The organism is Paenibacillus sp. Aloe-11 (genome assembly GCF_000245715.1).
In the GTDB taxonomy this organism is placed as follows: Bacteria; Bacillota; Bacilli; order Paenibacillales; family Paenibacillaceae; genus Paenibacillus; species Paenibacillus kribbensis.
Genome location: NZ_JH601054.1, coordinates 265 through 22606 on the forward strand (window position 1 = coordinate 265; position 22342 = coordinate 22606).

At 43.4% G+C, this 22342-nt stretch carries 20 protein-coding genes and 1 pseudogene; 15 read left to right on the plus strand and 6 right to left on the minus strand.

Annotated features, from left to right (window positions below):
• Positions 1 to 929 (minus strand): LacI family DNA-binding transcriptional regulator (locus WG8_RS11375; RefSeq protein WP_007430326.1); only part of this gene is annotated, 929 nt, incomplete at its 3' end.
• 155 nt (positions 930 to 1084) lie between these two features.
• On the opposite strand from WG8_RS11375, the gene WG8_RS11380 reads away from it, so the two are divergent.
• From WG8_RS11380 to WG8_RS11400, 5 genes are all read left to right on the plus strand, one after another.
• Positions 1085 to 2548: a glycoside hydrolase family 1 protein gene (locus tag WG8_RS11380; RefSeq protein WP_007430327.1), complete on the plus strand. Its 1464-nt coding sequence runs from the start codon at positions 1085 to 1087 to the stop codon at positions 2546 to 2548.
• A gap of 17 nt (positions 2549 to 2565) precedes the next feature.
• A complete protein-coding gene (locus tag WG8_RS11385; protein WP_007430328.1) occupies positions 2566 to 3420 on the plus strand; it encodes a DMT family transporter in 855 nt (284 codons plus the stop codon).
• 258 nt (positions 3421 to 3678) lie between these two features.
• Positions 3679 to 4521: a BglG family transcription antiterminator LicT gene (licT, locus tag WG8_RS11390; protein WP_043890982.1), complete on the plus strand. Its 843-nt coding sequence runs from the start codon at positions 3679 to 3681 to the stop codon at positions 4519 to 4521.
• 116 nt (positions 4522 to 4637) lie between these two features.
• Positions 4638 to 6527: a beta-glucoside-specific PTS transporter subunit IIABC gene (locus WG8_RS11395; protein WP_007430330.1), complete on the plus strand. Its 1890-nt coding sequence runs from the start codon at positions 4638 to 4640 to the stop codon at positions 6525 to 6527.
• A 19-nt stretch (positions 6528 to 6546) separates the two neighbouring features.
• Positions 6547 to 7977 carry a glycoside hydrolase family 1 protein gene (locus WG8_RS11400; protein WP_007430331.1) on the plus strand — a complete coding sequence of 477 codons (1431 nt, stop codon included), beginning with the start codon at positions 6547 to 6549 and terminating at the stop codon, positions 7975 to 7977.
• 152 nt (positions 7978 to 8129) lie between these two features.
• On the opposite strand, the gene WG8_RS11405 is transcribed toward WG8_RS11400, so the two are convergent.
• Positions 8130 to 9236, minus strand: a complete 1107-nt coding sequence (locus WG8_RS11405; protein ID WP_007430332.1) for a sensor histidine kinase — start codon at positions 9234 to 9236, stop codon at positions 8130 to 8132.
• A gap of 15 nt (positions 9237 to 9251) precedes the next feature.
• Positions 9252 to 9953, minus strand: a complete 702-nt coding sequence (locus WG8_RS11410) for a response regulator transcription factor (RefSeq protein WP_007430333.1) — start codon at positions 9951 to 9953, stop codon at positions 9252 to 9254.
• 183 nt (positions 9954 to 10136) lie between these two features.
• Here WG8_RS11410 and WG8_RS11415 point away from each other — a divergent pair, with 183 nt between their 5' ends.
• From WG8_RS11415 to WG8_RS11425, 3 genes are all read left to right on the plus strand, one after another.
• A complete protein-coding gene (locus WG8_RS11415) occupies positions 10137 to 10763 on the plus strand; it encodes a copper amine oxidase N-terminal domain-containing protein (protein WP_043890983.1) in 627 nt (208 codons plus the stop codon).
• Positions 10764 to 11094: 331 nt separating this feature from the next.
• Positions 11095 to 11316 (plus strand): hypothetical protein, encoded by a 222-nt coding sequence (locus WG8_RS28350; RefSeq protein WP_232289086.1) that lies wholly within the window; start codon positions 11095 to 11097, stop codon positions 11314 to 11316.
• Positions 11317 to 11678: 362 nt separating this feature from the next.
• Entirely contained in the window at positions 11679 to 13097 is a 1419-nt protein-coding gene (locus WG8_RS11425) for a helix-turn-helix domain-containing protein (RefSeq protein WP_043890984.1), read from the plus strand.
• A gap of 344 nt (positions 13098 to 13441) precedes the next feature.
• Here the strand turns inward: WG8_RS11425 and WG8_RS11430 are convergent, their stop codons facing one another.
• A complete protein-coding gene (locus WG8_RS11430) occupies positions 13442 to 13789 on the minus strand; it encodes a hypothetical protein (RefSeq protein ID WP_043890985.1) in 348 nt (115 codons plus the stop codon).
• Here WG8_RS11430 and WG8_RS27095 point away from each other — a divergent pair.
• The 3 genes from WG8_RS27095 to WG8_RS11440 all read left to right on the plus strand — a co-directional run bounded on the left by WG8_RS27095 (position 13756) and on the right by WG8_RS11440 (position 16468).
• Positions 13756 to 14295 (plus strand): hypothetical protein, encoded by a 540-nt coding sequence (locus tag WG8_RS27095; RefSeq protein WP_157136319.1) that lies wholly within the window; start codon positions 13756 to 13758, stop codon positions 14293 to 14295. The two genes, WG8_RS11430 and WG8_RS27095, sit on opposite strands and share 34 nt — an antisense overlap.
• 648 nt (positions 14296 to 14943) lie before the next feature.
• Positions 14944 to 16167 (plus strand): WXG100 family type VII secretion target, encoded by a 1224-nt coding sequence (locus WG8_RS11435; protein WP_007430335.1) that lies wholly within the window; start codon positions 14944 to 14946, stop codon positions 16165 to 16167.
• Positions 16168 to 16183: 16 nt separating this feature from the next.
• The gene (locus WG8_RS11440; protein WP_007430336.1) at positions 16184 to 16468 is read left to right on the plus strand and encodes a contact-dependent growth inhibition system immunity protein; all 285 of its coding nucleotides are present in this window, start codon (positions 16184 to 16186) and stop codon (positions 16466 to 16468) included.
• A gap of 202 nt (positions 16469 to 16670) precedes the next feature.
• Here the strand turns inward: WG8_RS11440 and WG8_RS11445 are convergent, their stop codons facing one another.
• Positions 16671 to 17861, minus strand: coding sequence for an acyltransferase (locus WG8_RS11445; protein ID WP_007430337.1), 1191 nt, complete (start codon positions 17859 to 17861; stop codon positions 16671 to 16673).
• A 321-nt stretch (positions 17862 to 18182) separates the two neighbouring features.
• Here WG8_RS11445 and WG8_RS11450 point away from each other — a divergent pair, with 321 nt between their 5' ends.
• Both WG8_RS11450 and WG8_RS11455 read left to right on the plus strand, forming a co-directional pair.
• Positions 18183 to 19343, plus strand: a complete 1161-nt coding sequence (locus tag WG8_RS11450) for a rhamnogalacturonan acetylesterase (protein WP_007430338.1) — start codon at positions 18183 to 18185, stop codon at positions 19341 to 19343.
• Positions 19344 to 19412: 69 nt separating this feature from the next.
• A complete protein-coding gene (locus WG8_RS11455) occupies positions 19413 to 19736 on the plus strand; it encodes an MGMT family protein (RefSeq protein WP_007430339.1) in 324 nt (107 codons plus the stop codon).
• A gap of 145 nt (positions 19737 to 19881) precedes the next feature.
• Here the strand turns inward: WG8_RS11455 and WG8_RS11460 are convergent, their stop codons facing one another.
• Positions 19882 to 20070: a hypothetical protein gene (locus WG8_RS11460; RefSeq protein WP_007430340.1), complete on the minus strand. Its 189-nt coding sequence runs from the start codon at positions 20068 to 20070 to the stop codon at positions 19882 to 19884.
• A gap of 319 nt (positions 20071 to 20389) precedes the next feature.
• On the opposite strand from WG8_RS11460, the gene WG8_RS11465 reads away from it, so the two are divergent.
• A complete protein-coding gene (locus tag WG8_RS11465; protein WP_007430341.1) occupies positions 20390 to 21562 on the plus strand; it encodes a TolC family protein in 1173 nt (390 codons plus the stop codon).
• Positions 21563 to 21575: 13 nt separating this feature from the next.
• Positions 21576 to 22342: pseudogene (locus WG8_RS28360) on the plus strand (biotin/lipoyl-binding protein); the annotation flags it as partial.

Consider the following 22342-nt stretch of genomic DNA (forward strand, 5'->3'; position numbering starts at 1 on the left):
TCCAGAGGCTGACCGTTCAACTGTCGATGCAGCGTACAGAACATTTCCTGTCCGATTTGCTGCAACGGGTTCGTAATATTGGTCAGTCCCATGGCGTCGGCTACCTGACTTTCGTCAGCCTCAAAACCGACCACCGCCAAATCCCCAGGAACATTCCAGCCCTTACTGCGGGCGGCTGAGATTATACCGCATGCCACAAGATCGTTGGTGGTCATGATGGCCTGCGGGCGTTCCTTTAACGACTCCAGCTTGGCGAACGCCCGCATTCCGTCCTGCACCGTATGGATGCCGCTGAGCAACCATTCCTCATTCACTGGCAGCTTCCTTGCTGCAAGCAGGTCATAATAGGCCTGGAGTCTTCTTTGGCTGTTGACGCTGTTTTTTCTGCCTATGGTGCAGGCGATTTTTTCAAATCCCAACTCGACCAAATGTTCCAATCCGATCCGAAATCCTTCATAATGGTCGAGGTAAATGGATGAAATTTGTTTATTTTTTAATGGCTCGCAGGTCACAATCGGCCCATATTTGGTATAATGCCTCACAGCAGACCAATCCAGCATGCGCCGTAAAATGACAATCCCGTCCACTTTTTTCTGCCTCAAAAGCTCTAACGCCGCGCTTTCCAAATCCCGATTTTCCTCCGTCTGGTAGATCAGGACCTGATAATCCTGCTCTTTACCCGCATTGGATACTCCCTTGATAATTTGCATGTAATAATTGTTAATCGTTGGGGTCATGATCCCGATCACCTTGGTACGGCCTACTTTCAACTGCACCGCATTAATATTCGGAATATAATCCAATTCCTGAATGACTTCCATTACCCTCGTCCGCGTTGCTTCACTGACATAAGGATGATGATTGAGCACCCGAGACACGGTACTTGTCGATACCCCCGCAACTTCCGCAATTCTTTTTATATTGTGCATGAAATTCAACTCCAATAATTTTGTTCTTGACCTGGAATGCATCCCAGATTGTAGCATGAAAACATAAAGCGTATGCAGCAATCCGGAATGCATTGGAGGCACACGGATTCCGTCATACTTCTTCACAAATTATAACCTACTTGGAGGAATGCGACATGGAACAGGCAAAAGGATTTCCCAAAGACTTTCTGTGGGGCGGGGCAGCGGCTGCCATGCAGATTGAAGGTGCTTACAACGTGGATGGGAGAGGGCTCTCCATCTCTGATGTATTTACCTTTGATCCGACACTCGACAAAAAGCACTGGCTCGATCAGTGGCATATGATGACCCATGCGCAGGTCAAGGAAGCATTGGACCCTAACAGCACCAAAAATTATCCTAAACGCCGGGGCAATGATTTCTATCACCGTTATGAAGAAGATATAAATCTGATGGCCGAGATGGGTTTTAAATGCTTCCGTACTTCTATATCCTGGACACGTATTTTCCCGAATGGCGACGAGACAGAGCCCAATGAGAAGGGGCTGCAATTCTATGACAAGGTATTTGATGCCCTGCTGGCCCAAGGCATTGAACCCGTCATCTCACTTACCCATTACGATATGCCCTTGTATCTTGTGACCGAGTACGGTGGCTGGAAAAACCGAAAACTGATTGAATTTTTCGTCCGTTTTGCCGAGACTGTATTTACCCGTTACAAGGATAAAGTGAAATACTGGATTACGTTTAACGAAATGAACTGTGTCAAACACCATCCGTTTGTCAGCGCCGGAATCATTGAGGAGAATCATCCGAACCTGGAGCAGGACAAGTATCAATCCGCCCATCACCAGTTTATAGCCAGTGCGCTGGCCGTCAAAGCTTGCCATGAGATTATACCAAACTCCCAAATTGGGAGTATGATCAGCTATCTGCTGCTTTATCCGAATACCTGCAATCCGGATGATGTGCTTGAATGCCAAAAGGAAGAGAGAGTGTCGTTCTTTTTCAGCGATGTACAAGCCAGGGGGTATTATCCGTCCTATACCGAACGCATGTTCAAGGAAAAGGGCGTTGTCCTGCATAAAGAACCTGGCGACGATGAAATCTTGCGCGATAACCTCGTAGACTTCATATCCCTGAGCTACTATATGTCCAACAATGCCAGCGCCACTGCCGACCAGCATGCCAAAGCAAGCGGAAATCTGATTGGCGGCGTGAAAAATCCCTACCTGGAGCAGTCTGAATGGGGCTGGCAGATTGATCCCAAGGGATTGCGTTATGCGCTGAATTACCTGTATGACCGCTACCAGAAGCCACTGTTCATTGCGGAAAACGGCGTGGGTGCGACAGATCAAATGAACCCCGACGGCACAATTAACGATGATTACCGTATCGACTATCTGAAAAAACATATCGAGCAAATGAGGGAAGCGATTGAGGATGGAGTGGATCTGTTCGGCTATACCGCCTGGGGTCCAATCGACATGATCAGTGCTTCGACCTCACAGGCATCCAAGAGATACGGCTTCGTCTACGTCGATCAGGATGATCTGGGCAACGGAACATTGAACCGCTACAAGAAAAAAAGCTTTGACTGGTATAAAAAAGTGATTGAGTCGGGCGGAGAAGTGCTCTAAACGGAGGCGTATGATGTATGAAAGGCTTGAGCCTGCTCTTATGCCTGATCTGGGGTTTTAATTTTGTCATCATGAAATGGGGCAACGGAGCCTTTGAACCCGTCCAATTTGCGGCTTTCCGGTTCCTCACAGGCACGCTGTTCCTGTTCGGGATTCTCATTTGGAAACGGGTTCCAAATCCTGACAGACACACGATGAAATGGGTTATACTCTGCGGGATTCTCCAGACGACCTATTTTAATATTGCGATTCAGATATCCCTGAACTACATTAATGCCGGCTTAACCTCTGTGCTTACGTACAGCATGCCGCTGTTTTTATCCATTATGGCTCATTTTATGATTCCGGGTGAGCGGCTGAATACACGCAAAACGATTGGCATTGCTACAGGGATCACAGGGCTATTATTTGCTATGAACATTCATTTGGGCGGCAATTTGTGGGCTATGCTGCTTGGGATGAGCTCAGCAATCGCTTGGGCACTTTCGAACCTGATTATCAAGCTCAAGCTCCAGCATTGCGATAAAACCCAGTTCACGACCTGGCAGATGGCGTTCGGTGCGCTCGGATTGTTGCTATATTCCCTGTTGTTTGAACGCTGGGAGCCGCACTTTAGCACTGCGTCGATCTTTTATATTTTATTTTCCGGCATTGTGGCGTCCGCTCTTGCATTCCTGCTGTGGACCCATATTCTCACCAGAATGGAAGCAAGCAAAGCTTCTGTTACGCTTCTGCTGGTTCCCATCGTCGGTGTTGTATCCGGCTGGATCTTTCTTCACGAGGAACTCAAAGCGGCTACCTTGCTTGGCATTTTTTTAGTACTGGCAGGCATCTGGATTGTGAACCGTTCAGGGGCTCCAAAGGCGCAGTAAGCGGCTGGAAGGCTTTTTTTAATAAAGGGTTGACAGAAAAAAAGAAACTCTATTATAATGAAGCCAAGAAAACGATTACAAAATGAATTTCATAATTTTCAGGGTGTTACTATTTTAGGCATAACCTGAATGGAGTTCCGGTAAATGGGCGATAACGTCTATTAAGCGGTATTCTGTTCAGGTTTTTTAGTGTATGCACATTTTTTAACAGAGTCTCTTTAAAAAATGGCCTTCCAGTAAATAAAAGCAGGTGGTCGCATGATTTTGAAGAAAGCGCTTAACAACAATGTCGTATTAGCAGAGGAAGAGGACGCCCAAGAGGTCATTGCGACAGGGAATGGAATTGCATTCAACCTGAAGCCGGGAGATACCATCGATGAGCGGAAAATTACCAAGCTGTTTGTCGTCAAAACTCAGGATTTATCCTCCAAGCTGGTGGATTTGCTGAAAGATGCAAAGATGGAGTGTATTGAAATTGCAGATGAAATCGTGAAGTATGCCAGACCGAGATTGGCCGGTGACATCAGTGATTATATATACCTGGCCTTGATTGACCATATTTCATTTGCCATCGCACGGCATGAACGGGGGACCCCGATTGAAAACCGGTTTCTATGGGAAATCAAGCGGTTTTATCGCGAGGAATTCGCGATCGGGAAGCATGCGCTGGAGATGATTCGCAACAAGATCAATATCACGTTCGATGAAAATGAAGCCGGGTTTATTGCCCTGCATTTCGTCAACGCCCGTCTGGATAACCAGAAGCTTGACCTGACGCTAAAAACGTCAAAAGTCATTAAGGATATTATGGATATTGTAAAATACCACTTTAATGTCGAGTTTGATGAAGATTCATGGAATTACAACCGATTTGTAACGCATCTTAAATTTTTTGCCCAGCGGCTTTTTGCCCACGAATCGGCAGATCCACAGTATATGAATTTGTTCGAAGACCTGAAAATTAAATTTCCGGAAGAGCACAGATGCGTACAAAAAATAGGGGTTTATGTGAATAAGCAGTTTGAGCAGAAATTAACCAATGATGAAATGATGTATCTGATGATCCACATTTCCAGATTGGTCAACCGAACAGAAAACTAACAGGGTGTTACCATTCGTGGGCATTACCTGAGTGATCTCGATACTAAAATGCATTTTGGTATCAGAGGTTACTCAGGTTTTTTTATATCAACCAGAGAGCATTGGAGGCAGACTTTATGAGCAAGCATGATGAATTAGCGAAATTCATTGTAACGAATGTAGGCGGAGAAGAAAATATCCGTGACCTGTACCATTGTATGACCCGTCTGCGATTTACACTCAAGGACAAGCAAAAAGCCAACAAACAGGCTTTGGAAAATTCCGACGGAGTCATTTCCGTGATCGAAAGCGGAGGGCAGTACCAGGTGGTGATCGGCAATCATGTGAGCGAGGTTTATGATACGATTGCGAAGAACTTTAACCTTCAGGTCAAAAGCGGCAACGACAACAAAGAGGCTGATGCCAAGGAAGGTAATTTCATCAGTCGTGCCTTTACCGTCATGAGCTCTATTTTCCAGCCGATTGTACCTGCTTTGGCTGGTGCAGGAATGCTGAAAGCCATCCTGGTTATTCTTACGCAGTTAGAGTGGCTGGACAGTACCTCCAGTACCTATGCTATCCTTGCTGCCGCAGGCAATGGTGTATTTTTCTTCCTGCCACTGATGTTGGCGTTTTCAGCTTCGAGAACGTTCAAGACCCAGCCTATCGTATCTGCTGCCATTATGGCCGCTCTGCTGGAGCCTAACTTTACCAAGCTGATGGAGAACACAGGGGATATTGCTTCCTTTATCCACATTCCTGTTGTCCTGATGAGTTATTCGACATCCATTATTCCTGCGATTTTAGCCATTTGGCTGTATTCATACCTGGAACGATTCCTGAAGCGGGTGGTTCCGAAAAGCATTGAACTATTTATGGTCCCGCTCGTCTCCTTATTAATTATGGTTCCGCTTACTGCCATTGTAATTGGTCCGCTGGGAGTGTATACCGGTAAAGGTATTGCTGATGGCATTGAATTTTTGAGTACGCAAAGCGGCCTCTTGACCGGGGCTATCCTGGGAGGCGGTTGGACCTTCCTGGTGATGTTTGGTTTACACTGGGGGATTGCACCAGCGATGATCAACAATCTTTCGCTCAAAGGGTTTGATACGATCCGGCCTATGATGGCTTCCGCGACCTTCGCCCAATCCGGTGTCGCTCTTGGGGTCTTTCTGAAAGCCAAGGACAAAAAGCTAAAAGCTTACGCATTGTCATCTATTTTCCCTTCACTGTTCGCCGGTATTACGGAGCCTATCGTTTATGGCCTGTCTGTGAAACTGAAAAGACCGATGATTGCCGCTGTCATCGGAGGAATGGTCGGAGGGGCCATCGCCGGTCATTTCCAGGCGACCGTGCTTGCTTATGTGTTCCCGGCCATAACAACGATTCCGGCGTTCTTTACAAATACCATCGCTTTTTATTTGATCAGTATCATCGTTTCATTCGTGGTTACGACCGTATTAACGTATATTCTTGGTTTTAATGAAGGTAACGGGGCAACGGATGCGGAGACAGGAAAGACGGTATCAGATAAATCTGTGTCCGCCCTACAGCCAGAACCAGGACAAACCGTGGTCCGCGAAGAGGTCTATGCACCGATAAATGGCGAAATTGTTCCGCTGAGTCAAGTGAATGATCCGGCATTCTCTACGGAAGCGATGGGCCAAGGTATTGCCATTCTGCCGAGCGAAGGAAAGGTATATTCACCAGTGTCCGGCGTTGTCTCGCTCGTATTCCGAACCGGCCATGCGGTAGCCATCACCTCCGATAACCAACTGGAGTTGTTAATTCATGTGGGACTGGATACGGTGAAGCTGAAAGGCGACTATTTCACAAAGCATGTAGAACAAGGGCAACGGATTGAACGAGGCGATTTGCTGCTTGAATTTGATATTCCGAAAATCCAGGCAGCCGGTTATGACCTGACCACTCCGATCATCGTTACCAACAGCACTGCTTACCAAAAGGTTACCCAGACACAGCAAAAATCAGTAGATTTGCAAAGTGTTGTGCTCACAATACATTAAATAAGGGAGGAAATGAGTTATGACAGAACATATAGACAAAAGTTTTCCTGAGAATTTTTTATGGGGCGGTGCTATAGCGGCGAATCAGGCCGAAGGGGCATGGAATGAGGACGGTAAAGGGCCAGCGATCAGCGACGCCTTCCGGGGAGGCATTGTAGGCGGAACGTTTGATGATACGATTGATGAGAACAAGTATTATGCCAGCCATGAAGCGATTGATTTTTACCATCGTTACAAAGAAGATATCGCCCTGTTTGCCGAGATGGGCATGAAATGCTTTCGGACCTCCATTGCATGGTCCCGAATCTTCCCGAATGGGGACGATGCCGAGCCGAATGAAAAAGGACTGCAATTTTACGATGATTTGTTTGATGAACTGCTGAAGTATGGAATTGAGCCGGTCATCACCATTTCTCACTTTGAGCTGCCCTTGAATCTGATCCGCAAATACGAAGGCTGGAAAAATCGGAAGCTGATCGGGTTCTATACAAAATATGCGGAAGTTGTCTTCAAACGTTATAAAAACAAAGTGAAATATTGGATGAATTTCAACGAAATTAACCATTTTCACACGATTCCTTTGGCGGCGGGAGGCATTGTCGTTCAAGACGATGAGCACAAGCTGCCTACGATATATCAGGCCAGTCATCATGTTTTCGTTGCCAGCGCTCTGGCTACCAAGCTGTGTCATGAAATGATCCCGGGCGCGATGATGGGCGCTATGTTATCCCTGAGTCCGATCTATCCGAATACCTGCAATCCGGACGATGTGTTTGACGCCTATGAGCTAAGAAGAAGATCCTTGTTTTATTCCGATGTGCTTCTTAGAGGCTATTATCCAAGCTATGCCAAACGGATCTGGAAAGAACATAACATCAAGGTTCATATGGAGCCTGGTGATGAACAATTACTGCGGGAGCACACGGCTGATTATCTGGGATTTAGCTATTATCGAAGCACGACGCATAAAGCAGGGATGCCCATCTTGGGCAATACAGGGGGAATTATGGGACTCGACAATCCCTATTTGGAAAAAACGCCATGGGGATGGCCGATTGACCCGAAAGGCTTCCGCTATGTATGTAATGAAATGTATGACCGATATCAGAAGCCTCTGTTTGTTGTAGAGAACGGCTACGGCAGTCATGATGAAATTCTGGAAGACGGTTCAATTCATGACCCCGAGCGAGTGGATTATCTGAACAAGCATCTGATCCAGTTGCATGAAGCTATTGAGGATGGCTGCGAAGTACTCGGCTATACCTGGTGGGGTCCAATCGACATTGTCAGCGCGGGAACGGGGGAAATGAAAAAAAGGTACGGCTTTATCTATGTGGACAAAAACAACGATGGTTCGGGTACGCTGGAAAGAAGAAAAAAGAATAGTTTCTACTGGTATCAAAAGATTATTGAATCCAACGGGAAAGTATTGTTTGAATCGCAAAAATAAAGGGATATAATCCTTAATTCCATAAAAGTCAGGAACGAACCGGCCAAAGATACGATCTATGGCGGGTTTGTTTTTTTATCTGCAGGAGTAGAATGGAAGCGGGCCGAATCTGGTACGAACGCTATTGATCGGCTAGGGCTATTGTATGCTGGTTAACGAGCATAATGGAGTGGAAAACGGGTTTCAAAATCCGTTTGTCTGCGATTGCTTCTAACCGAAATGCGGCCATCGTGCAGCTCGGTAATGCTTTTGGTAATGGCAAGCCCCAGCCCGGTGCCTCCGGTTGCCTTGGAGCGTGATTTGTCCACCCGGTAAAACCGTTCAAACAAGTGGGGGATATCTTCTGCTGGGATGGGAGGACCGTAATTGGTGCAGATCACAACAGCCTCGTCGCCTTCACGTCCTATGGTGATATCGAGACGCTTGCCATCCTTTCCGTAGCGAATGGCGTTAGAAAATAAATTTTCATACAGGCGCACCAGCTCGTCCGTATCGGCCAAAATTCGGACAGGCTCGACGATCCTTACCCGGTAAGACATATCCGCCTGTTCCAGCGACGGCACAAATTCCTCAGCAAGCTGAGTGAGCAATTTGCCGAGGTCTACAGGCTCCAGCTCCAGTGGCAGACTGCCACCGCTTACGCGCGTATATTCAAACAAGTCGTCGATCAGCTTTTTGAGCGTCAGTGATTTTTCATAAGCAATGTTCACATAGTAGCGCAGCTCAATTTCGTCTCGGTAGCGGTCGGTTTCAATATACTCCAGAAAGCCGATCACGGATGTAAGCGGTGTGCGAAGATCGTGGGATACGCCAGTGATCAGATCGTTTTTGGCTTTGGCAGAAGCCCGTTCCTCCTCTAGAGAGAGACGGAGCTTGTCTGCCATGGTATTCATATTTTTTGCCAAGGTTGCCAGCTCATCCGCTGAAGACACCGGAATCGAATAGGACAGATTTCCGTCCGCGAACTTTTGCATCCCTGTCGTAATCTCACGTAGATAGCCAATCGTATTTTTGGTGAAAAGAAAAAAGAAATAAATATATAAAGGCAGCCCGCTCACCAGCATGATCAGTGAGGAACCAATGTGATTTACGGTCCAGCGGATCAGACGAGTGCCAAAAAATGAACGGGAGGGATTCAGCCATAACAGCAATGACGCTCCGTAATAAAACACCATCAAAATCAGTCCGGTTAAAGTGAATGCCGCAAGGCTAAGGGCTGCCAGCTTCCAGCCCAGCGTATCGTATCGTTTTGCCTTCAAGATGCAAGTCCTCCATTAATCGAATTTTTCCATTTTATAGCCGATACCCCACACCGTTTTCAGGTATTTGGGCTTTCTCGGATCAGTCTCAATTTTCTCGCGAATTTTACGTACATGAACCATCAGCGTGTTGTTCGATTCCAGATATTGCTCCTTCCAGACTTTCTCATAGATCTGCTCCATGCTCAGCACTTGACCCCGGTTTCGAGCCATAAGCTCAACAATGGCGAATTCACGAGGTGTCAGCTTAATTGGCTCTCCGGCGAGAGCAACCTCATGTGTAGCCGAGTTAATGGATAGCTCATCCAGTATCATTTCATGCTCCTGCACAGGGGAAGGGTGGGTATATTTCCGTACCCTGCGAAGCTGGGATTTGATGCGTGCCACCAGCTCCAGCGGACTGAACGGCTTGGTGACATAATCATCCGCTCCAACGCTAAGCCCCGTAATTTTGTCCATGTCTTGTCCCTTCGCAGATAGCATGATGATCGGAAAATGCTCGGTTTCCCTGATTTTCATGCAGGCTTCGATCCCGTCCATGTTGGGCATCATCACATCAAGCACCATCACATCTATCGTTTCCCGGCTAACCTGCTCCAGCGCTTCCAGACCGTCCTGTGCCGTGAGCAGCCGATATCCTTCGTTTTCCAAATAAATTTGCATTAGCTTAATGATTTCGCGTTCATCATCGACTAATAAAATAGTTCCGTTATGCATGGCTGTGACCCTTTCTGTTCTTAGCATATAACTACATAATTATCACGATTCATAGGGAGTAAACAAGTATAGTCTTAACCAATTTTTTGGATTTGTTTAAATGCAAAACAAAATTATCCCTTATTTCTAGTCTACGGTGCTAGTATATTAGGTATAACATACCAAAAAGGGGATGCTAGAAAAATGAAAAAGAAGGTATTAGCTAGTTCATTCGCCTTAGCATTAATTCTAACCAGTGCTACGGCAACTGCACATCCAGGTAGAACTGACTCAAATGGTGGACATTATTGCCGTACGAACTGTGCTAAGTGGGGACTCCAAGATGGTGAATACCATTATCACAATGGCGGTAGTTCTTCTTCAAGCAGTTCTTCTTCAAATTCAAGAAAATCTACTTATAAAAAAAGCGTGACTAAACCTAAAGTAACTAAACCAAAAGTAGCTAAACCAGCTTATAAAGAATCTGGATTAAGGGTATATGTGAACGGAAATAAATTAAATTTTAGTAGTGAGCCATTGATTTATCAGAATACAAACTTGGTTCCCCTTCGTGAGATTGCTGAAGGCTTGGGTGCGATCCTGACTTATGATAATGATAACGGAACAATTGGCGTAACTAAAGGAAAAAGCAAAATGACACTTACCATTGGAAGCAAAATAGTGTTCTACAATGGATCGTCTGAAACAGTGAGCGCAGCACCTAAAGTAATAAAGGGAGTTACATATGTTCCTGCTCAGGTTTTTGCTAGGGGATTAGGTACAGGAATTGAATTAGACAGCAGTAATAACTCTCTGAAAATAACATATTAGAGCCATAGCAAATGAGCTAGAGAAGTTCTTTGTGACTTCCTTAAATATATCAAATCAAGTATCGCAGGTTTTATGTAACTTTCTAAAAGCTGTGATACTTTTTTTGTTTTATTAAGGAACAAAATTTCAAAGCTACGACTGTATATCCTAACTTAGGCTAGGTATCATCTAACAGCGATATACAATACTTTAGTCGTATTCATCTCTGTTTTACGCCAGTTCAAATGTCATATCAATTAAAGGAAATAAAGGGTATATATCCCTAAATTACCTCTTTTGGTAATCTTATTTCCATCGAAATTAAAGTGGGCGTGGTAAATTTAACTGGAGTATGGATTATGCTGATTTAGAGAACTTGATTGAGGAGTTCAAAAATAGGGAGCTACCTGCTTATGTTAAAGGTCTGACTCAGGAGATTGAAGAAATAAATGAACTAAAGACTTGGGATCTCGTCCAAGAATTTGTTTATTTATATGGACAAAGAAATTTGAACATAAAAAAGATCGAGCACATGGTTGAGTTATTACTGACAAAATTACACGGAGATAAATAAAAATGCGACATTTAGCTCACTCTGAACTGTGATCCGTAAGATGGGCAACTTTGAAAAAAGTGACCCACTTACGGGTATTTGCAGGTATCAGCGGTATTTGAAATCAATAGACTATAGAGTTTAAATCTGATTTCCACAATAAAACTATATACATAGTGCCAGATGAAAATACCTTTAATCATAAAATCATAATAAACTATCCAAAAGGTATCTTAAGTAAATATCTGAAAGGTATACGATTTTATTCTAAAAAATGGTACAATTATGAGCAAGAAAAGATATTTTACTGCTTATTTCTCAACTTCATTATTTATTTAAGTTTGCATCATATAATGATTTTATGATGGAAGGGTGGTTTATCCATGCAAATCACACCTACGATACGAGCAGAATTAGATAGATACTTAAAACAACAGGGTTTGAGCCTAACGCAATTTGGGCATATTGCAGGCATTAATCGGGGAATAATAAGTAGTATTGTGACAGGAAATAAGTCTATGTCTGTTAACCAGCTTGACCGAATTACTGAGGCTATGGGTTTAGCGGAAGGCTACTTTTACGATTTATTTATAGAAAACTACATTATCGACTTTCCCCCGAATATGAGACGGATTGAGCGGTTGCTATATCGTTGTGCAGAGCTGGACAAGCTGGATGCGATCCGTCGAATCGTTGGACAAATCATGGACAATCTACTCTACTCACCTAAACTATTTGACATAGCAGAAGCGCTATTAGCACAAGGTCGACATCATGCTGCATCGTTGCTCTATGAGGGGGTTGCAGAAGCGGAGAAATATCAGCACTCCGAACGTTTGGCCATCTGCCAATATCGTATATTCACGATTCAGATTGGAGACGATCAAAATCAAAATCTCAGGGCAGCTTCGATATTTGAATCATTTGTAGAGCGCCTGGATGAAGTAGAGCAGCTTGACGCATTGAAAGATTTGGCTAACGTGTACAGGTCTTTGCGTAAATGGGACAAGGTTGATGAAATGGCAAGAAAAATGAGAGATAAAGCGAAAATCCAATATACTTTGAAACACCAACATAACAGCCGAGAGCTCAATGAGGCTGCTAAGAAGCTGAGTCGTCCCATGTTTGTGTACATCACCTATGCTGATTTACTGTGTGCCAATGCATGTGAAGAGCAGGGTGATTATGAGCAGGCATTACATTATACATATGCCTACTCCAATTTAGATTGGGTTAGAGAGACCGATGAGGATGCCCAACACTGGATCGGTTTGTTTAAACACTGGTCACAAGCTAATATACTTGCATATAGGCTTTTATCTGGAGATGTAAGTGTGCTACATGAATATCTAAACTATATTGATGTATCATCTGATACAATTCAAGAAGATAGGGTCACTCAACTACTTAACATTATGACAGCAGCTAACCGTTATAAACTTGATGTAAATGATATACTTAAACAATTTGAAACTGAGATTGCGTCTTTCTCTCAGCGACCATCATCTTCTGACATGTATACCCAGCAAGTGATACCAGACTACTCGGCATTGTGTGGATATGAATTGGCTTATTATTATTTAAATCAAGAGATGTACAGCGATGGTTTTAATCAGTTGTTTTGTGCAATGGTAAAAGCGCATATACTAAATAATGAGACATATTTTATAAATTGTATGGGGTTGTTTGTGCGTTTCAAAGCCCATGCGGTTCCTGAAACCAAAGCAGAGTTTTACAATCTCATTGAAAAGGTGTGGTTAAACAATGTTGAAAAAAGTGGTAATGTTGATCGTTGCGAGTAGCTTTTTGTTTTTTATAACCGTACCTATTTATCTGGACGGTCATAATGGGGGAGTTCAAATCTTTGCAACACATGGAGGAGCCTAAACGCAAATCAAATTAAAGTTCGTTAAAAGAATGCACTCCCAAAACAGTTATTGGAGAAGAACCAACAGGTTTAGCCAATAAAGTTTTGGGAGTGCATTTTATATTTATATAAGTAATTAGTATATATTAGGAAATGGTATGTCAAATAGGAACAGGCGTTTGAGTGGTGAATAAAAGTGAAATAGTAAAGTACAAATTGGCAACTGCGAGATGAATGTTAGGTTACCTAGTGCATCTTTTTAAAATATGGAAAAGTACATTATTTTTTTTGTGTGATGAAATCTAACCATTTATTTAAGTTATCTTTTGAAAATACTATTTGACCATTTAGGTCAGCGTAAGGGATAAATTGATAAGTGTCATAAACCGATAGTTTCTTTTTTTGTTCAGTATCTCTTTTTATAATATTGTCTAGTTGTGTCACAGGAATCTTTAGATATGCTGCTGCTTCTTCTTTGTTTAAAATATTATCGCTTGAAGAAGTTTGTGAAATCTGAGGGCTAAGAATTTTTTCGTTCGAATTAAAATACGCGTTAATACAGCTTCCCAATATAAAAGAAGCACCAAGTATTATTGAGGATACGATTATTTTGGAATCTTTATTCATTTGTCACACTCCTTAGTAATTGTATCCATACTATATCATTTTTTTCTGCTTTTCTTGCTGCAAAAAGGATAGCATGGAATTTTTGTGCAGTATATAGTGCATTAACTATTCAAAACACAACCGTAGAAATTGCAGAGCCGAATATTCAGGATGTTCCAACATCTGCAATTACCAGATTTGAAACACAAGGTAATCCAAATGCGCGCGTTGAATTTGTTGATCCCAAGCTCGTTCAGAAAAATTCTGTGATCACACCTCAGGCTGGAGATCGTCGCGTTTATGTTAAGTCAGAATATTCACTTGGTAGTAACAAAATTACTGGATATTCTGTGGGGCCAATTCAAAAACAAACACTTATTATTAGCGTGGCTAAAGGGCGAACTGCAACACGTAGTTCTAGCCTTACAGTAAGTGGAACAGTTTCAATTACAGCAACAGTTGATGCAAATATTGCATATATAGTTAAGGAGAGTCTTATATGCAGCTATCAACTACGATCAGTATAATACAACTATTGTTAGATATGATTATTATATTGGAAATACTTACCAAGATAGACAATCGGAAAACGCTGGATACACTTATGTTAATGGAACAAAAAAACCTATTAATATTGAGTATCCAAAAGATGTGAATTATTAAAAGGCAAATAAGATGACTGGACTTTGATTCACATGAAAGCTCACTCCTCAACTATAAAATGGGAGCGAGCTTTTTTGTATAGTTATATACACTTCTCTAAGGAATTATCATATTATTATTTGACCAAAGGAAGATTTTCTGATGGCTTTACTTTTTTGTTAAGTTGTTTGGCAAAATTTACATTAACCAATAATAAATCGTATGTAATTAAATGTGTATGGCTGTATGAGTCTTATCAGGAGTATGCTCACCTGAGACAAAGGCAGCTTACTTATCCCTGAGTTACAGGATATGGTTGAGGATCAAGATTTGAAAGCGATCACTGCTACATCCTAACTTAGGCTAGGCATCATCTAACAGCGATATACACTACTTTAGTCGTAGTCTTCTCTGTTTTATTTCAGTTCAAATGTCATATCAATTAAAGGAAATAACAGGATAACAGGTGGATTTCCCTAAATCACCCCTTCTGATAAGATTATTTCCATCAAAATTAAAGTGGGCGTGGTAGAATGGGGAGAATATTGGTTCCACCTGACAAATTGATGGAAGTGGCTGATCAGTTCTTGCAAGGCAAACATGAAATGGAACGTATGCTGAACTTTTTGAGTGGGCGAATAGATTTTGTGCAACAAGGTTGGTCTGGAGCTACCCGTGAGAGATTTTTTCAGGAATTTCAGGTTTCTCGACAATCCATGGGCATGACGCTTGAACGACTATCAACAGTAGCACAGGAACTCATTTTTATTTCAAAAAACTTCACACAGGTGGACGGAGAAAAGGTCGTATTAGATGTACCGGGAAATGGTATACCTATGAAAACGGCATCCAGCGATGAAGGCTGGCTACATAAAATTTTTGAACAAATTGGACATGCTGAGATCACCAAGGCAGAAGCCCAGATGGAAGCTATTAAGCTTCAAGGAGAAATTTTATGGGATGCTGCTCAAGGAGCAAAAGGAGCCATTCAGGAAGATTTGACCTTGGGAATGTTGCCTGATAAAGAGCGGAACTATGAACATCCCATAGCAGCTAAAGTAGGTGAAATTCTTGGTCACGTAGCTACAACATTGCAGGGTGCTGGTGAGGTAATCGCTGGAACAGGTGGAGAAGGATTATCAGTTGCTGTTTCATCCACGGGAGTTGGTAGTATAATCGGAATACCTGGATTGATTGGCTCAGCGGCTTTAGCGGCACATGGAGGCACAACCGCAGTTAAAGGTGCGGGTGGAATAGGGAAAAGCTCAGCAGAATTGTGGCAAATGGCGAAAGGAGAAGGGATTTCTAAGACCGAAATATTAAAAAATAAAGCTAATGATATACGTAAAAACGTAAATAATAATATATTAGATGAAATTGAATCTAATGGTGGGCATTTACTTCAAAAGCACGTTGGCAAGACAAATGAAGAATTAATAAAACGTGCCTCCCAAGAAGGAGTCCCTTCTACAACGTTTTCTGATAAAAGTATAGCTCTCAAATCAACGCAAGAGAATATCAGAAGAAACGCTGATAAGATTGCAGAATGGATAGAAAACCCTAATTCTAGAGGATATCTCATAACAAAAGCTGATCACGAGTTTTCTATTGGACGAGGCGTAGACGTAAAGAATGGAGGGAACTCATCTTCAAAGCATGTAACAAATGACTTATCGAAGTCCCAACTGTATTTAGTAAAAGATTCCTCTATGCCTACCGGATTTAGAATTATTACGGGTTATCCTGTTTTTAAATAAAAGAGGAGAATAATATATGAACCAAGAAGTGAATTATGAAAATTTAAAGTATTTTATAGAGAGTTACTTTAACTGGAGTATGGATTATGCTGATTTAGAGAACTTGATTGAGGAGTTCAAAAGTAGGGAGCTACCTGTTTATGTTGAAGGTCTGACTCAGGAGATTGAAGAAATAAATGAACTAAAGACTTGGGATCGCGTACAAGAATTTATTTATTTATATGGACAAAGAAATTTGAACATTAAAAAGATCGAGCGCATGATTGAGTTATTGCTGACAAAATTACACGGAGATAAATAAAAATGATCTTGTAGAGCAATAGAATAAAAATCCGACAATTAGCTCACTCCTTAAAAGGGGGTGAGCTAATTGTCGAAAGAATACTCTTTCTCAAAGCAAGCATGACAAATTAATTAGAGAAATAGCATTACATTACCACAAATGCGGTATCTATATTCTTACAAATAAACTGATATCAAAGTTGACCGTTTGTCTCGCGTCATCAGCTTTTGGACAGCCTCCTTTCGGGTGAAGAGATACAGTCTGCCTGTTTGAATGGGCTTTTTTGTATTCCCGGCAGCTGACCGAACAAAATCCATGCAAATGGCAGGAAGCGGGCAATGACCGACACGACGAGCCAGGAGCAAAGAAGCGCAAAGAAAAAGCCTCCGGCGTACCACACATGAATGAGCTGCGGTGAACCGATGTGTGGCGAAAACTGCCGATACAGCAGCAGGAAGAACGGATGAATCAGATACACGCCAAAGGACAGGGTGCCCAGACGTTCCAGCTTGCGAATGACAAAGGAATGTTGCCGTCTATACATTGAAAAGGAAACTTGCAGCAATACCAGCGTACTGGACAGGCTGTACATATTGTACATAAGCTCAAAAACCAGCGAATTGTAGGAAGTTCCGTACATTCTGCTTTCGTACCACATATAGACATGCACAGTAGCTGAAATCAACCATCCGGCCCAAATTCCGATCCATGACAGTACCCCGGCAAAGCTTCGTTCCCCCTTGCGCATCAGGAACCATGTTCGGAGCTGCGGATAGTAGTAGCCAAGAGCAGCACCCAGCATATAGCAGGCCATATAAGACAGTGCCCAGCTGCCTTTGTTTTGAACCTGAAATAGAAATTTGTTGCCAATTACAAATGACCACTGTACCAGCAGACCCATAACGATAGACCATTGTGGAACATGCCGATAACGCTGGAACATCCACAGCACGAGTGGAAATGCAAGATAGAATTGCATCATGATAAAAATATAGTATAAATGCGTATACGCTTTACCTGTCGCCAGCTTCACAGCAAAGCTTTCCGCAAGCGCGGCTATATTCCACGGTTCGGAGCTGCCAGCCATGAGAGAAAGGACAAAATAAAACAGAGAGAACATAAAGTAAGGCAAGAGAATGTACAGCAATCTCTGCTTATAAAAGCGGATTAATAGCTGTCGTCTCATCGGACGATCCTTATAGTTGTAGAACAGCACCATGCTGCTTAGCGCGATAAATACAGGTGTACCATACTTCATCAGCACATTGAGCGCATTATATACAACATAAAGGCTGGAATCTGTAAGTTGAACCGTTGCATAGGAAGTGGCGTGGACCATAATAACGGCTAAAATCGCCATGGCTCTGACTAATTGCAATTCGGGAATTTTTTCCTTGTTCGTAGGTTTCATAAGCTTCATTTCCTTTCGGCCGTGAACTGTATCTTGTTGAACTCTTTCTATTAAAAAATAAAGTTCTTAACAATCCGAAAGGATAAGGCTTAAGAAACGCTTATCAACTTCTTAACATTTGTTAAGAAATTGTATAACCTTGATGTCCTATGCAGACCGACGAGTACAAGTTGCAGCTTAACGAATAAGCTGCTTTTCTTTTGCATAGAAATCAAATAGGTACAGGTCAGTATCTGTGTACTAAAATTTTGTGTATACGCTTACAAAGAAGATTTGAAATGTTCCTTACGTACAATTTAAATTTTGGAGGAGGAATGAAGATTGAAGTGGAAAAAGGGTTTGACAGGTATGCTTTTAGCTGCTTTTTTATGTGGTGCACCGGGTTTGGGCATAGCTGCCCCCGCGTATGCAGCCGCAGGCGAGTATAAGTTTGATTTTGGGGGAGGCACGGTCGAAGCGGGCTATACCGGAGTGAGTGCTTCGCTGTCCTACAACAAGGCACGCGGCTATGGCTTCCGTACCCCCGAGAACATGCGCAATGTCAGTGCCTCTGGGGCTGGAGTGGCTAGTGATGCGGTACAGTTTCTGGCTACCGGAACAAAAAGTGAGAATACCTTTGATGTTGATCTTCCTCCCGGACTGTATGAGGTGTCGGTTACGTTAGGAAATACCTCCCGTTCGAGTATTGCCGCTGAGGGCGTGTATCAGGTCATTAATATGACAGGAAATGGAGCCAAGGATCGTTTCCAAATTCCAGTGACAGATGGACAGCTGAACCTGCTGGTTACTGAAGGCAAAGAGGGCGCAGCCTTTACACTCAGTGCATTGGAAATCAGGCCATTGTCTAGCGACCCGGTTACCAATCGAACGATTTATATCGGTGGAGATTCTACTGTATGTAACTACTATCCGCTGGATAGCAGTGTACAGGCCGGGTGGGGACAACTGCTGCCAAAGTTTGTGAACCCCAATACTTTTCAGATTCGCAACATGGCGTCCGGCGGTCAAATTGCTAGGGGCTTCCATCAGGACGGACAGTTGGAGGCCATTGTCAAATATATTAAACCGGGGGATTATTTCATTCTCCAGCTAGGCATTAATGATACCAATCCCAAGCATAATGAAAGCGAAGCGGAGTTTAAGGACTGGATGCGGGATATGATCCGTCAGGTTAAGGCGAAGGGGGCGACAGTCATCCTGTCAACACCGCAAGGCCGAGCCACGGACTTTAATGCTAGCAATGTACACAACGCTGAGCATAGATGGTATAGAAGTGCTATTTTGGCACTGGCTCAAGAGGAACAAACGCCTTTGGTTGATCTGAACGTACTTAGCTCAGCTTATTTCACTTCTATTGGCAAAGAAGCTACGCTCGCCCTGTATATGAATGGTGACTCTCTTCATCCGAACTTTGCAGGTGCAAGGGAGCTGGCACGTTTGGTGGCGCAGGATTTAAAAAGACAGGGTCTGAACGGATTCTGAGTTTACATTTGGGATAACGGGGGTGATATAATCATAGAAAAAGCAATAGTAATGCAGGAGGATCAGAATATGCAGCCTTTCACTGCCCGTGTGCTTCAAATTATATTGCTGATTCCTGAGGGGAAAGTAATGACCTATGGGCAAATTGCAGCAGAAGCTGGAAGCCCGAGAGGGGCCAGACAGGTGGTACGCATTTTGCATTCACTAAGCCAGAAACACCGGCTTCCCTGGCATAGAGTAGTCAACCGCTTGGGCGAGATTGCTTTGCAGGAGGATGGATCAGCATCGCTGCAGCGTCTGTATTTGGAGGAAGAGGGCATATGTTTTAATGCAAACGGACGCATCCCGCTGGATCAATATCTTTATGATCCGCAAGCGGAGATCGAAGAGTAGGCGAGGAACAGCACAGATTGGATCATCACAAAAGAACCGGGACAAATCAAACTATTGATTTGTCCCGGTTCTTTTTAATCTAGCACACATCATGCAGGCAGATGAGGATGCCCGTTCATATATAGCTTTAAATTCGCCTAACGGCTTATCCAATTAGGTGCTGCTGATTCCGTTGGGCAAGATGAAAGGAAATGCTGTTCATCAGCGGTATATCGTTATTTTTTCGCGCTTCCCGGATCAGTTGCATCTTTTGCTGTTCCGATTCACGTAAAAAACGGGTCATCCACAAATCAGACGGTTCGTTAGCAGTTGTCATGCGAGATTCTTTTATCATCTATTAACCCTCCTAGTGAGCGGCTGTTATTCTTTCTCTAGTATATGTCCCCAACCTTAATAGATTCTGTTGTTTTCCTTAAGATTAGCTGAAAATTAGGTAAAGTTCAGGTAAAAACAGACTGATTCTGATATTTCTCATAGACATGAAGAGCTTTGGGGACGAGTGGCATGAAAGTAAAGGTTACAAAAATGTATTGTTTTTACACCTTGTACCCACATAAACCGGAAAGTACAATAGATTGCGGATAGATGTGGAAATTTATGTCGAATGCAATTGAATGATGCGAATCATGCACGGAAAGGGGAGAAATTCATTAATGAAGCAAAAAGCGGCTGCCACGCTGCTTGTATTGTCATTATCAGCAGGTCTGGTTTCGACCGTACAAGCCGACAGTGCACCTGGAGATACAGCAACAAGTACAGCATCGAATACGTCAGGTGTTTCATCTGCAGTGACCTCAAAGACAGCATCCACAACGGGTCAGGCTTTGCCTGCATTAACGCTTAAGCAGGCAGTGGAATGGGCACAGACCAACAACTACAACACCCGTTCCACAGAGCGCGATGTGGAGCGTCGCAGAATTGAGTTTAAGAATGCGGAAAAGGACTTGGGAAATGCCTATCTTGATTTGATAGACGGTGAATATGTTGGCGATGAAGTATCCTGGAGAAATTATAATTCTTCTACGTTATCTTATTTAGCCAGCAAAAAGCAGGCCCTGTACGCCAAAGACCAGCTTTATTTTAATGCGATGAAAACCTATCAAAGCGTATTTGTAGCAGAGAATCAGGTGAAAAATGATCTGGAAGCGCTTGAAATTGCACAGGCGGAGGAAAAGATTGCACTTGCCAAGTTTGCCCGCGGGAAGCTGTCCGAGTATGCGAAAAACGAGAGCGTACAGGCCAGAAGCCAGGCGCAACAGACCGTAGAGCAGAGCAAAACTGCGCTCCAGAAAGCACGGGATGCTCTAAATTTCCTCATGGGACAGCCGAACGGGTCAGTCTACGAATTGGTAGATCGTCCTATATACAAGGAACCGAAGAAGCTGGATATTGAAGTACATATACAACAGCTGATGGATATGAATCCAAACTTGTGGAAGCTGGAAGACAACATCAAGACTTCGGAGCTCAATGTAAGATATTTCGACTTTAACAGCGGTGCAGGCGCTTATGATCTGGCCAAGCTGGATGTCGATACCGCCAAGGAGGAGCTGGACAAGGGACAAAAGGATTTTGCCGAATCGCTTCGCAATCTCTATGCCACGTTCAAGGACAATCAAAAAAAATACGTACAACTGGAAGAAAGTCTGATTACGGCCAAAGAGGGATTGGAACTGTCACGCAAAAAGTGGGCCAGAGGCTTGATTATTGAGCTGGAGCTCAAAAACAGCCAGTTGAAGGTGGACCAAATTGAGCGGCAAATGGAAGAACTGGCGATTGAGTTGAATCAGAATGAGTACACGTTGAACAAGCCATGGAGCACATAGGGAGGAAAAGGCTTTGGCAGAAACGGTTATAAACGATGCTTTAATCAAGTTACGGAGAAAACGGAGAAAAAAGTGGATATGGACTGCAATTGTTCTGCTGGTTGTAGGTGGGGGCGGAGCAGCAGTATACATGAATCTGCCCAAGGAGCAGGCTGCACCACTGGTTCAGGACGAGACACTTAAGGTGGAGCGCGGGGATGTAAGCGAGAAGCTGGATACGTCCGGCACGGTGCAAGCGTCCAAGGAAGTGAAGCTGAACTTCACGAGCGCAGGTGAAAACAAGCTGGCGGCGGTACACGTGAAGGCCGGGGACAAGGTAAAAAAAGGACAGGTACTGGCGCATCTGGACAGCTCTGAAATAAAAATGCAGATTCAAAGTGCATCTGATAATTTGGAAATATCCAAATCCAAGCTGGCTGAATTGGAAAAAGGGCCGAAGGCGGAGGATATTGAAATACAGAAGACAAACGTACTTCGGGCCAAAATGGCTGTCGATACAGCGCAGGAATCATTTGAGCTGGAAGAAGCCGAAAGTCAGAAGAAGACTTCCCAAAAGCAGTTGGAGCTGGCGCGGAAGGCGTATGAAGATCAAAAGTTTTTACATGATGCCGGGGCAGTATCGAGCAGTGAATTGGAGCAGGCAGAGCAAACGCTGGATAAAGCACAGACAGACTATGATGGTCTGGATCTACAATTTCGCAAAATAATGTCACAAAAGCGCCGCACCATCGCAGAGGCTGAAATCGGCTACCGTACGGCTATGGCTGAGCTTCGCAAGAC